13 protein-coding genes are annotated in these 12,919 nt (G+C 52.6%); 4 read left to right on the top strand and 9 right to left on the bottom strand.

Features of this window, described 5'->3' with window-relative positions; translation table 11 throughout:
* Window positions 1-36 precede the first annotated feature (36 nt).
* A complete protein-coding gene (locus PG062_RS12945; RefSeq protein ID WP_270752569.1) occupies window positions 37-1,221 on the top strand; it encodes a CapA family protein in 1,185 nt (394 codons plus the stop codon).
* Between the two features lie 23 nt (window positions 1,222-1,244).
* Window positions 1,245-1,700 carry an ACT domain-containing protein gene (locus tag PG062_RS12940; RefSeq protein ID WP_113999813.1) on the top strand — a complete coding sequence of 152 codons (456 nt, stop codon included), beginning with the start codon at window positions 1,245-1,247 and terminating at the stop codon, window positions 1,698-1,700.
* A gap of 341 nt (window positions 1,701-2,041) precedes the next feature.
* Here PG062_RS12940 and PG062_RS12935 read toward each other — a convergent pair whose 3' ends face one another.
* The 3 genes from PG062_RS12935 to PG062_RS12925 form a co-directional block, all read right to left on the bottom strand.
* On the bottom strand, window positions 2,042-2,803 hold the full coding sequence (locus PG062_RS12935) for an esterase family protein (RefSeq protein ID WP_113999812.1): 762 nt from the start codon (window positions 2,801-2,803) through the stop codon (window positions 2,042-2,044).
* A gap of 78 nt (window positions 2,804-2,881) precedes the next feature.
* Complete coding sequence (locus PG062_RS12930) at window positions 2,882-3,697, bottom strand: YdcF family protein (protein WP_270752568.1); 816 nt, start codon at window positions 3,695-3,697, stop codon at window positions 2,882-2,884.
* A gap of 41 nt (window positions 3,698-3,738) precedes the next feature.
* Entirely contained in the window at window positions 3,739-4,914 is a 1,176-nt protein-coding gene (locus tag PG062_RS12925; protein ID WP_113999810.1) for a phosphopentomutase, read from the bottom strand.
* A gap of 416 nt (window positions 4,915-5,330) precedes the next feature.
* Here PG062_RS12925 and pyk point away from each other — a divergent pair, with 416 nt between their 5' ends.
* A complete protein-coding gene (pyk, locus tag PG062_RS12920; protein WP_270752567.1) occupies window positions 5,331-7,079 on the top strand; it encodes a pyruvate kinase in 1,749 nt (582 codons plus the stop codon).
* A gap of 11 nt (window positions 7,080-7,090) precedes the next feature.
* On the top strand, window positions 7,091-7,552 hold the full coding sequence (locus PG062_RS12915) for an S-ribosylhomocysteine lyase (protein ID WP_113999808.1): 462 nt from the start codon (window positions 7,091-7,093) through the stop codon (window positions 7,550-7,552).
* A 148-nt stretch (window positions 7,553-7,700) separates the two neighbouring features.
* Here PG062_RS12915 and PG062_RS12910 read toward each other — a convergent pair whose 3' ends face one another.
* The 6 genes from PG062_RS12910 to plsY form a co-directional block, all read right to left on the bottom strand.
* Window positions 7,701-8,189 (bottom strand): hypothetical protein, encoded by a 489-nt coding sequence (locus PG062_RS12910; protein ID WP_270752566.1) that lies wholly within the window; start codon window positions 8,187-8,189, stop codon window positions 7,701-7,703.
* 224 nt (window positions 8,190-8,413) lie between these two features.
* A complete protein-coding gene (locus tag PG062_RS12905; protein ID WP_242979512.1) occupies window positions 8,414-8,935 on the bottom strand; it encodes a hypothetical protein in 522 nt (173 codons plus the stop codon).
* Window positions 8,936-9,022: 87 nt separating this feature from the next.
* On the bottom strand, window positions 9,023-10,252 hold the full coding sequence (locus tag PG062_RS12900; RefSeq protein WP_270752565.1) for a glutamate-cysteine ligase family protein: 1,230 nt from the start codon (window positions 10,250-10,252) through the stop codon (window positions 9,023-9,025).
* 205 nt (window positions 10,253-10,457) lie between these two features.
* Complete coding sequence (locus PG062_RS12895; RefSeq protein WP_270752593.1) at window positions 10,458-11,423, bottom strand: P1 family peptidase; 966 nt, start codon at window positions 11,421-11,423, stop codon at window positions 10,458-10,460.
* A 147-nt stretch (window positions 11,424-11,570) separates the two neighbouring features.
* Window positions 11,571-12,074, bottom strand: a complete 504-nt coding sequence (locus PG062_RS12890; protein ID WP_270752564.1) for a CarD family transcriptional regulator — start codon at window positions 12,072-12,074, stop codon at window positions 11,571-11,573.
* Between the two features lie 152 nt (window positions 12,075-12,226).
* Window positions 12,227-12,913, bottom strand: a complete 687-nt coding sequence (gene plsY, locus PG062_RS12885) for a glycerol-3-phosphate 1-O-acyltransferase PlsY (protein ID WP_270752562.1) — start codon at window positions 12,911-12,913, stop codon at window positions 12,227-12,229.
* Between the last annotated feature and the right edge of the window lie 6 nt (window positions 12,914-12,919).

The following is a 12,919-nucleotide window of genomic DNA, read 5'->3' as shown; positions in this document are numbered from 1 at the left end:
GCTGCGTGCGCAGTAATTGCAATTGGCGTGTGCGGTGTGTTGGTTGGTTCCCTGCTGGTAGAATCCATGCGGAACGGTCAAAGCAGTGCAAAAGCCACGGTAAGCACAGCACAAAGCACCGAAGAAGTCCAGGCACAGACAGAACCGACACAGACGCCCGCGCCAACACCTGAACCGGAACCGGTCGTACAGACAGTACACTTTTCTGCAACCGGGGATAACCTGATCCACGAGGGCATTTACAACCAGGCCAGGGCGCGCGGCAGTGATGGCCACTATGACTTTATCCCTGCCTATGAAAATCTGCGGGATTTTTACGCCGGGTTTGATGTGAACTGGCTCAACCAGGAAACGCTGGTCAATGATGATTATGAACCTTCCGGTTACCCGATGTTCTCTACGCCTGGGGATATTACCAATGCGCTGTATAATGTTGGCTTCCGGGTGTTCAGCCTTTCCAACAACCACAGCTATGATAAAGGCGCTGGCGGCATTGCCTCTTCGATGGCACACTGGGCGGCTATGCCGGATGATGTGGTGTCCATGGGGTTTTATAATCTGGAAACCTATGATGACTATGTGTACCAGACAGTAAACGGCGTTACCATCGGCTATCTTTCTTATACGGAGATGACCAACGGCCTGCCAACGCCGTCCGGCAGTGAATACGGCGTGGTTTATCTGGACCAGAGGGATGTGATTGAAAAGCAGATCACGGATATGCGCCCCAACTGTGACGTTCTGGTCGTCAGCTGCCACTGGGGTGTTGAAGGCAACCATACAGTTACGGATGCACAGCGCGAAACAGCCCAATGGCTGGCTGACCAGGGTGCAGACCTAATCATTGGCACCCACCCGCATGTGACGCAGACGGCGCAGTGGCTGACAGGAACGAATGAGAATAAGTCGTTTGTTGCCTATTCGCTGGGGAACTTTATCAATGCGCAGGATATGCCGGACAATATGATCGGTGCCATTCTGGATGTGACGTTCCAGAAAACAACCGCAGCAGATGGTACCGTTACCGTGGAAATTCAAAACCCGGTACTGCACCCGGTGATCACCCAGTATGAGCCGCATTATGCAAACATTCGGGTTTGCCTGTATAAAGACTATACGGATGAACTGGGCGCTGCACATGGCAACTTTGCATTGAGCAGGGCTTCCATTGAACAGGTTTTGAATGGTTCAATCGATTCTGAGTTTTTATCGTTAGAATAAAACAAAACGAAAGGGGTATTTTTATGTACGGTGTCAGCAAAATCAGCAGCGAGCAGAATATTATGCTTACCACCTTCCCCGCTGCCCAATACAGCGCACAGAGCCTGGCAGAGCATTTGGAGGTGTTTGCCAAGGCAGGTATTGTGGTGGATATGATCTGCCAGAGTGCCCCGCGCGGTACGGCGGTGGATTTCAGTTTTACCACCAGCTACAGCAATTTTGCCGCAGTCATGCAGGCCATCCCGGCGGCTGCCAAGGCCAATCCCCCGCTGATTTCTGGTGGCTATACCAAGATCAACCTGTTTGGTGAGGATATGGTTACCAGTTGCGGCGTTGCAGCACGCGCTTTGGCCGCGCTGGCAAAAGTGAACGCAGAAGTTGTTCTGATCACCACCAGTGACCTTGACATTTCCCTGTTGATCCATCAGGAAGATGAAGATGTGGCACTGAATGCGTTGAATAAGGCGTTTGAGCTGTAAGCGCGTATACAGGGCAAAAATCTCATATAAAATTAGAACAGCACCCCGGCGGTTTTATCCCTTTTTGTTGGGATATCCGCCGGGGTGCTGTTTTATTTAGGTTGAAAATGACTTATGACAACACCGCACAATTCCCGCCTTACGGCTTAAGCACCGCTTCGGCGGCTGCGGCACGGCATCTGCGTTGCCAAAATGCTCGATAAGACATCCAGTATTATCTGCGCTTTTGGCTTAGCAGCTGCCGCACCTCGCTCGCCGTATCGGTACTTAGAATTATGCGGTATTGCCTTATATTGAGTTTTGCTTGAAACGATTCGCATGCGGAGATACAACGATGTGCTTCAGGCTTTACCAAGAGTCATTTCCAGGAAATAAACCCACTGTTTTTCCCACCAATACCAGTCGTGGGAAACATCCTGGCCCCAGATGTCAACAATGGGATGGATATCCTTGCTTTCCAGAATATCCCGCAGCTGCAAGGTGGAACGCAGTAGTTCTTCTTCCCACTGGCCCTGGCCGCAGCACATAATGAACTTGTCCGCTTTGGCATACAGTTCTTTGTATGGGTGGTTATCCGGGAAATTGCGCATGTAATCACAGGGACTGTTGCGGTAAACAAGGTCATCCATATAGCCCTTAAAGAACATATCCGCCTGGTATAGGCCGCTCAAGGCAATGGTGCCGTTATACAGGTCGGGACGGCGCAAAAATAGGTTGACGGCATGCCCGGCACCCATGCTGGCACCACCCACAAGAACTTTGCCCATGTGGTCCGGCCCCTGCTCCCGATTGATTTCCAGCGCACGGGGGGTCAATTCCTCGCAGACATAATTATACCAGCGCTCCTGCATTTCAATGCGGGGGCGCGCGGGGCCGTCATTGTCCCAGCTTTCGCGGTCAATGCTGTCTGCCGCGATGATCTGCAGCTTTCCGGCATCAATCCAGGGCGCTGCAAGGTTGCACATGTTGCGGTCTTCCCAGTCAAAAAAGCGGCCGCTCTGGCAGGGAAAAATCAAAATGGGCCGCCCGGCGTGGCCGTATACCTTGAATTCCATATCGCGGTTCAGGTAGCGGCTGTATTCTTTGTAATAACGGATCTGCATGATACTCTCCCGTCTTGTACGGCAAAGCCGCACATTGTATTTTTCGGCAGCGCTGGAATAGCAGCAAACTGCTTTACATCATTTGTAAAAGAACTTTTTATTTAGGCTTAACAACCCCACAAGCGGTTGCATAAACCCTGTGCGTGAGGATTTGAAAAGCCAGTAATAGATAACGGCAGCAGCTTCCCGCAGGTAACAGGTGAGCACACTGCGTAAAGGAATCCCGGCGGGCAGTGCGTGGGCTATGGTAAAACCAGCCATAGCCGCGTATACCCCGCCGCGGTAGCAGTGGAATGCGTTGGTTACATAGACGACCGGCTCCTGAGCACTGATGCCCTGCTGGACAAGAATCTCTTTGGCAAAGAGAAAATTTTCCTCGGTGGAAGTGGATTTGCATTCCGCGAGAACGCGCTGGGAATCCAGTCCTTTTTCAATCAGATAATTCCGCATAGCCTGGCCTTCCGGCACCCATTCATCCCTGCCTTGTCCGCCGGTGGTGATGACCAAGGCATCTGGATGGGCAACGGCGTATTCATAGGCTTTGTTGAGCCGGTAACGCAGCAATAGGCTGGGGCGGTCCTTGCGCAGACCAGCACCTAGGACGATCACAACTTTTTCTTGTCCGGTGGCGAGGTTGGCATAGCCGCTGAACGCTACAAAGCCGAGCAGCGCAGCATACAAAATGCCAAACACAAGCAAAAAGACGAACACAATTTTGCCGGGTATGGTACCGTGCAGCCAATGATGGATGGGCTGCTGCCAGATGGCATAGACATCTACTGCTGCGGTAAGCAGCCACACCAACAGGTTGCCCATGTTAAAGTTGGAAGTGAAAACCAGAGAAACGGAATAAATAAACAGCGCCAAGGCCAGCAGGCGGAGCAGAAATAACATGAAATGGCTCAATCCTTTTGTGGTGGTAACGTGTTTCGACATCATGCCTTGATTTCATTCCATACGCTGCACCCGGCCAGGCAGGCTTTTACATCCAGGGCATCGCATACGGTGTTGGCAATGGTGCCAAAGCAGTACCGGGTGCCAAGGTCAACACCGTGGCGCAGGTTCTTGCCGTAAATCAGGAACGGAACATATTCGCGGGTGTGGTCGGTTGTTTTGGTGTAAGAAGGATCACATCCATGGTCGGCCGTTACCATCAGAATGTCATCGGGGCGCATCTTGTCCATAAATGTGGGCAGCCAATCATTGAATTCGGCTGCTGCTGCGGCATAACCGGCCACATCCCGGCGGTGACCGTACAGCATGTCGAAATCAACCAGATTCACAAAAGCAAGGCCGTCAAAATCACGGTCAGCCAATTCCATGGTCACTTTCAGGCCCTCCGTATTGCCGGAGGTGCGGATGGTTTCGCTCACACCCTTGCCAGCGAAAATATCGTGGATCTTGCCAACGCCGATGGTGGATTTACCAGCCTGCTGCAAAACATCCAGCATGGTATCTGCGGGCGGCACCAGGCTGAAATCATGGCGGCGCGGGGTGCGGGTGAAGTTGGCGGCACAATCCCCGACAAAGGGACGGGCAATCACGCGGCCAACGCCGTATTTGCCAACCAGCATGCGGCGGGCTTCGGCACAGATTTCATACAGCTTTTCTACCGGGACGATCGCCTCGTTGGCGGCAATCTGGAACACGCTGTCTGCGGAGGTGTATACGATCAATGCGCCGGTTTTCATATGTTCCTCACCATAGTCTTTGATGACTTCGGTGCCGGAGTAAGGCTTGTTGCACAGTACCTGATACCCGGTGCGGGCGGTAAACTCATCCAGAACTTCTTTCGGGAATCCATTCGGGAAAGTTGGCAGTGGCTCCGGGCTGAGCAGACCGGCAATCTCCCAGTGACCGATGGTGGTATCTTTCCCGGCGCTGGCTTCCCGCAGGCGGGCATAGCAGCCGACAGGGGCATCCAGCTTTGTGCCACAGGTTACACCGTCCAGATTAAACATGCCAAGGCGGGCCAGTTGGTCCCACTTGAAATTGGGGTGTCCGGCAATAGCGCCCAAAGTGTTGGTACCGGCATCGCCAAAAGCAGGGGCATCAGGCTCGGCACCAATGCCAAAGCTGTCGAGAACGATTAAAAAAATACGTTTTGCCATAGTGTTCAAGCTCCTTGTATTGTACTATGTTCCGCGGGAAAACAAAACGAGAACACGGATTTGTGTAAAAAAGCATGATCCTTTACGCCGTTCGCAGGGATAAGAAACTCAAATGGCTGATTTTTTGCATTGATTTTATTATACCCTATTCCCAACCAAAAGTAAAACAAAACCTTTTATTGTGCTTTGCAGTGTAAATTGAAGAGAAATACAGGATGACAAAACCGCAAGACGTACGTTGTGAAATCTGCGCAAAAAATGTTTGCGCAAAGGAATGCGCGGCTTGTACTGGCTTGACCTTTGTATTATAATGTTTGTGTTAAGATGTTGTATGGAAAGTACCTGCTGGAATACTGGACTTAAAACTCTGGCAGATAAAAATCCTGTACAATAGCATATTTTCAGGAGGGGTATTTATGCGCAAAACTAAAATTGTATGTACTTTGGGGCCGTCTACCGACCAACCCGGCATTCTGCGCCAGCTGCTGGAAAACGGGATGAATGTTGCACGCTTCAATTTTTCGCATGGCGATTACGCGGAACACAAAGGCCGTTTGGATCAGCTGCGCGCACTGAGCAAAGAGCTTGACGTTTCCATTCCGGCAATGCTGGATACCAAAGGCCCGGAAATCCGCCTGGGCGAATTCGAGAACGGCAAGGAGCAGCTGACCGCTGGGCAGAAATTCATCCTGACCTCCCGCAATGTTAAGGGCACGAAGGAAATCAGCTCCATCACTTACAAGGACCTGCCGCATGATGTCAGTGTTGGTGGCCGCATTATGCTGGATGATGGCCTGATTTCCCTGCGCATCGAAAGCATTACCGATACGGATATCGTCTGCACCGTGGAAAATGATGGTGTGATCAAGACTAAGAAGGGTGTCAACGTTCCCGGTGTGCACCTGTCCATGCCGTATATGAGCCAGCGTGACCGCGATGATATCCTGTTTGGTATTGAACAGGGGTATGATCTGATCTCCGCCAGTTTTACCCGCAGCGCACAGGATATTATGGATATCCGCCACCTGCTGGATGAGCATAATGCCAATATCCGCATCATTGCCAAAATTGAGAACCAGGAAGGCATTGATAATATTGATGAGATCCTGAGCGTTGCCGATGGCATTATGGTTGCCCGCGGCGATATGGGCGTTGAAATTGACTATGCCGAAATCCCGTCCATCCAGAAGCACCTGATTGACCATGCCATGCAGATGGGCAAAATCTGCATTACGGCAACCCAGATGCTGGATTCCATGATAGTGAACCCCCGCCCCACCCGTGCAGAAATTACCGACGTTGCCAACGCCATTTATGACGGCACCGGTGCTGTTATGCTGTCCGGCGAAACTGCCGCAGGCAAGTATCCAGTAGAGGCCCTGAAAGCCATGGCAATGATTGCCAAAACCACCGAGAGCGATACCAACTATGAATCCCTGTGCCACCATGTCGGTATGGATTCTACCCGCCTGACCATCAGCGCCGCTGTCAGCCATGCGGCCTGCACCACGGCTTCGGATATCGGAGCTTCTGCCATCATTACGGCATCCAAGAGCGGTGAAACTGCCCGTCTGCTGAGCCGTTTCCGTCCGGATGCCCCCATTATTGCCTGCGTACTGGATGAAACGACATGCCGCCAGATGAACGTTTACCGCGGCGTGACTCCCCTGCTGATGGATTATGCCCATTCGACCGATGAGCTCATCAGCATGTCCGTCAAGGCGGCGGAGGATGCTGGCTTGATTCATTCCGGCGACCGTGTTGTGGTTACGGCCGGTGTTCCCGTTGGCGTTTCCGGAACCACGAATATGATTAAGGTACACTTGGTTGGGGATACCCTGCTGACCGGCATCGGCATCAATCCGGGCCTGAATGCCAAGGGTGAAGTTTGCGTTTGCCGCAATGCCGAGGAAGCCGCCAAGAAGTTCAAGGCAGGTCAGATTTTGGTGGTCCCGTTCACCACCAACGATACACTGCCGTATATGCGCCAGGCTGCCGGTATTATTGCCGAGGAAGCCGGTGCAAATAGCCATTCCGCCATTGTTGGTCTGACATTGGGTAAGCCGGTTATCATTGGTGCAACCCACGCAACCCGTACCCTGAAGGATGGCATGAAAATTTCGATGGACTGTGCCCGCGGTGTTGCACAGGCAATGTCTGAATAAGGAGTAAAAACATGGAACGCATTGCAAGCTTTTGTGTTGACCATAATACCTTGGTTCCGGGCATGTACCTTTCCCGCAAGGATGGAGATGTGCTGACCTGGGATATCCGCATGAAAACGCCGAACAAGGGCAGTTATCTGTCCCCTGCCTGCGCCCATACGATAGAGCATCTGTTTGCCACCTATGCCCGCAACAGTAAATGGAGCGAGCATGTGATTTATGTTGGGCCGATGGGCTGCCTGACCGGTTTCTATCTGTTGACCCGCGGCCTGACGGACGCCGAAGCGCTGGCGCTGACCCAGGAAAGCTTTGCCTGGATGGCAGAGTATGATGGTGATATTCCGGGCGCTTCCGCCGTTGAATGTGGCAACTACCTGATGATGGACCCGGTGGCAGCACGACTGGAATGCAAGGCTATGAGCGAAGTTCTGCAAAAACTGGATGCCGACCATATGCGCTACCAGGAGAAGTAAGGCTCCGATAGCGAAACAGCGTAAAAGGCCAAAAGAATAAAGAAACAAAAAGCACATCCTGACAGGATATGTCACTGGCCAAATGCCGGCAGCAAAACCCTGTTGGGATGTGCTTTTTTGTATGATTTTCTATGAATGGAATGGCAAATTATTCGACCGAACCATATCCGTTCCGGGCACAGATAATCAAGAACTGGTCAATCTGGTCGCCGCTGGTAACCGTGACGATAAAATTATAAATGGTATCAAAGCGGACACGCGTGCTGTTATCTTCCGGTTGGGTCAGGAATACCATATCGACCTGCTCGACCGGCAGCGCCAGATCATAAGCGGCCATGCCGCCTGCCACCGGCTGTACGAACTGGATATCGACCTGCGCCTTTGGTGCGGCAATTTCAAGCAGCGGAGCACTGTCGGTAGCGTATAACTCCATGATAGACTGCGGTTCCCCTGCTGCGCCGGGATTGGCCCAGTAAGAGGCAGTTTTCTCTTCCAGTGTGCAGCCGGATACCTGTACCGTGATGCCAGTATTTGGCAGTTCAGCCTGCCAAACAGGTTCGGTCGTTGATGTGCTGCCGCCGCATGCGGTCAATAGCAGAAAAAGGCATGCGGCAATAAAAGCCCAGAAACGTTTCATAGGATTTACCTGTTATGTGTTATGAAAGAAAATCAAAGGCAATACCGCATAATTCTAAGTGCCGATACGGCGAGCGAGGTGCGGCAGATGCTAAGCCAAAAGCGCAGATAATACTGGATGTCTTATCGAGCATTTTGGCAACGCAGATGCCGTACCGCAGCCGCCGGAGCGGTGCTTAAGCCGTAAGGCGGGAATTATGCGGTGCTGCCCAAAGAATAACGGCGCTATTCATATGGATCATACGGCCCGGTTGGAATATCAGTGCTCGGTGGTAACGTGCGGGGGCACAAACCGGTGTCCGCCTGTACAAAACCCATCAGCATCCCCAAATGCAGGTGCCAATGCCGGAACTGTGCCAAAATCAAGGTGAAGCGGGTCCAGGTACAGTTTTCCGGCCGCTGCAAAAGATCCTCGTCATGCAAGGAAGTCAGATACAATGAAAGCTTGGCCTTAATGGTATAAAAGTAGTCATCAATCTGGCGGCGGTCCAGGTGGGCTGCGGGGTAAATCGATAGATTCTGCAAATGTGGGTGGTGCACGGGCGGTTCCACAAAATCAGGGTCATCGGGGTTAATGAACCACTGATCCAGCTCATGCAGCATATGGTAAATATGCTGCCAGACGGGCGCCCCGCCAAACCGGATGTCCCACAGAGCATCTGGGATGCAGTCCAGAACATTCTGCGTTTCCCAAAGGGCACGCACGGTCATTTCTGTAATTACTACATGGTACGATGTTTCCCGCATGGCTGACACCCCGCTTTTGCTGCTTTGCGTTAGTATACCGCAAAAACGATGGCTTGATACATGGCGGAACTGATGGAAAAGTACGGCTTAAACGCAGCCGGAAATCTCGCGCGGGGTGCGCTTTTTTGCGGCCAACTCTGCCAACGGCTCCAAAAGGCGGCGGTCATCCGGGGCGGCGGCATGGCTTTTGGCCTGGGCCAGCAGCCAGCTGACTTCGCCAGCGGCGGCGCGGCCATATACCTGGGCCTGGTAGCCGTTGCAGCAGATACCAACCTTAGCGGCTTCGATCTGGGCGGAATTTGCCCCGGCATACCGGCGCAGAATGCCCTCCTGCGCGGCATGGCTGGAGAACAGAGTCTTGATCAGTTGTGCATAAGATGCTGCATAACGCGGCGCAAGGCTGTCTGCAGTGCGAAGTTCAATGCCGTTATGGTTCAGGCAGACATCGTAATAGAACATCGAAAGGATCTGCTCAATATCGCCATGTCCCAAAAAGGAAGGATATACTTCAAAGGCGGATTTGCGCCCAACGCCGACAATGCGCGCCCCATGCCGTGCCACGACAAGCGGCTGCTGTAAAATATAGGCGGCGTAACTTTCAAAGCCAAAATTGGAATCCATCACGTTGGGGTAAATGCCGCAGCGGTCGGGGTCCACATTGTTCCAAATGTGGGTATGAATGCTGTAGTTATGGTTGGATTCCCCCTGGTACAGTGGGACATTGTCCGTCAGCAACGCCAGCAGCGGGGTGATCAGGCAGGCCACACGGAACTTACGGACAAAGTCAGCTTCGCTGGTGTAGCGGATAGTAACGCGGGTGGAAGCGGTGGCCCGCAGCATGACTCCACCCTGATTGCCGGTATTGCGGAAATAGCGGTCCATGATCATATAGCCGCTCTGCGGTACCAACGGCAGAAGCTCCGCCCGGCGGGATGGATGAACCCCTACGGTGCGGGCATACATGTTATTGGCCGCAAGGGCGTTGCACAGGCGGGTAAAGCAGCCCTCGTACACTGCCATAGCCTGCAACACAGTGGGATATGGTGCCAAAGAAATGGTAACCTGGCAGCCGGCCTGGATGGTAATGGTATAACTTGGGCAGCGGAACCCGAGATACACGTTATCCTCCCGCAGGGGCTCATCATGCCCCTGCATGGAGTAAATGACCTGTGCCAGCTGGGCATAGTCAACGGGGGTTCCGTCCAAACGGGTAATGAAATGCTCTATCGTAAGCGCAATGGGCAACACACCAGGACGGACGCAATCCGCCTGGAAATATGCTGTAAGTGCATCAATTTGTTTTTGAAGATTTGCCAATGGGGCCTCCTATACCAGTAAAACAGCGGCGATGAAACAGGATGATATGGTAAATTGAAATCAGCTTTTAAAATAAACATAAAACACCATTATAAATTATTCTACACCATAATGCCCGCAAAATCAACAATCGCTGCGCGAGGTTAAAAGCGGCTGGCAAAGCAAAAACCGCTATCCCGGCGGAATAGCGGCTGAATGTGGACCTTTATTGGAAATCTTTCGCGCAGGGCAGGCCATAAGCGGCATCAGCACTTTGTACGGCACGCAGGATCGCTTCGCTCATAACGCGAGCTCCCAATGCGCCGACAACATCCTGGTCCGCGGCAAGCTTGCCAAGGGATACGGCATAAATGCTGTCACCGTCTGCCGAGGTGTGTACCGGGCGGATGGAACGGGCGTAACCATCGTGCGCCATACCAGCCAGTTTGCAGAGCTGGGTTTTCTGGAACGCTGCATTGGTGAGCACAACGCCGATGGTGGTGTTGCCGACAAACTTGTTTTCTACTACCTCATAGTCTGCGAAAACAACATCCTCGCTGTCCACAAAATGCTTGCAGTCAGGGGTTAGCATACCGGCGACTTTGTGCCCATCACGCCAGTTATAAATATCCCCCAGCGAGTTAACGGCAACAATGGCACCGACTTTCAAATCGCCCAGCTGCACGGCATAGGAACCGATGCCGGATTTCATGCAGGTGCCCATACCGGTCATTTTGCCAACGGAAGCACCTGTTCCTGCACCATAGTTGCCATCGCGGTAATTGTTGTGCTCAGCACCCAGGCAGGCGGCGTAACCCATGGCGGCATCAGGGCGCACATCCATGCGGCCGACCGTCAAATCAAACAGGTCGGACTGGCAGACAAGCGGCACCTTGGTAACGCCGACATCAAAACCAATGCCGCGTTCTTCCAGATACTTCTGTACACCCCCGGCAGCATCCAGACCGAAAGCACTTCCGCCGCTGAGCAGAATGGCATGGATGATCTGTGCTGCTGCCATGGGTTTCAGCAGCTCACTTTCGCGGGAGGCTGGTCCCCCGCCGCGTACATCCAGCCCGGCGGGCGCGCCATCTTTGCCAAACAGCAGTACCGTGCAGCCGGTGGCGGCTTCCGTGTTTTCAGCATTGCCGATCTGCAACCCCTCGAAATCGGTAATTTTAATTTCTTTCATAGCCATAGGTATAAGCCCCTTTCAAAGTGGCAGAATCTTATTTATATTGTAACGCAGCTGCCGCACCTCGTTCGCCGTATCGGCACTTAGAATTATGCGGTATTGCCATAAGCGTTGATGTTTCCTGCCCGATATGATTGCCAGACGTTAAGCAAGGGCGATGCGCTGGGCAATATAATCGGGAACGGCATCTTCCTCTATGCCAAGGGCATAAGCAAGCTCACTGTACAGCCGTTCCTGCGCCTGGCGGAAATAGCGTTCATCAGCGGCAGTATCATGCTTTTTGTGCTGTACACGGATTTCGTGGCGGTCATGCAGACCTTTTATCATCTTGGCAATCTCGCGGCAGTCACAAGTTTGCAGGGCCTCGCGGCAGCGGCTTTCCCGCTCTTTGGCATCCATGATGGGGACAACTGCATATTGGGGCATTTCCGAAATCAAAGTCTCCGCCTGCGCCCTGTTCAGCGGCTGACGCATCACAACGGTCTGGTTGTCAACGGGGGCATAAATTGTCATGCTTGGCTGTTTGCAGGTGTGCAGCGTGTAATAGCGTTTGCTTTTGTCCGCAAATTTCATGGGCAGTGGGCCGATCCCATCCACTTTGCATAAACCATGTGCGCCGTAAACGACAATATCACCAACACAAAACATAAAACAAACCTCCCATTCACACTTTTTAACGTCTTACAATACTATTATAGCACAAAACCCAAGGCCTGGGTAAGGCCTTGGGTTTGAAAACATCAATTTTGTGCGTTTTGGCAAGGCTGAGGCAATGGAAAAGAAGAGAAAATGCAGCAAAATTACTGGTTTTCTTTCTTTTTCTCGCCAAAGCGATATTCTGTGCCGTTCTTCAGGCGCTGGATGTTGGAACGGTGCAGCCAGATGACATAAGCGCCCATTAACACGCAACATACCGTGATGAACACAAGGGATGCAGCATCGGTGCCCTTCCAGAGCCAGTAGCAGAGCGTGAGCACAGGATACAGTGCAGCAATAATAATGCTGCCCAGGCTGACAATGTGGGTGATAGCAACTTCAACCAGAAAGATTACCAAAAGCACCAGGCAGGCAATCGGTTCGGTGGCTAACGCAGCACCGGCACCAACCAGCACGCCTTTGCCGCCGCGCAGGCCAAAAAAGACAGGCTTGCTGTGGCCCAGCATGCAGAAGATGGCGGCAAGGTAAGCGCCGCAGATCGGCTGCAAAAGCGGCTGGAAATCAGCCCCGGTGCCGGACAGCAACGAAGCAAAGATAAACTGCCCCAGCTTGACGGCAACCACACTTTTGCCCACATCGCCGATGGTAGTGATCACTGCGGGCAGCTTGCCATAGGTGCGCAGCACGTTGGTCATGCCGGCGTTGCCGCTGCCATGCAGGCGGACATCATCGTGGTAAAAAAGTTTGGAAACCAAAACGCCAAACAGCAGGCTTCCCAACAGATAGGCCTGCAATGCTGTAAGCAGGCAGGCTTCCATCAAATGAACCATCTGTTC

Source organism: Gemmiger qucibialis, from assembly GCF_027689445.1.
GTDB lineage: Bacteria > Bacillota > Clostridia > Oscillospirales > Ruminococcaceae > Gemmiger > Gemmiger qucibialis.
Note: the sequence above shows the minus strand (reverse complement) of the source record. Positions and strands in the feature narration are given on the sequence as shown.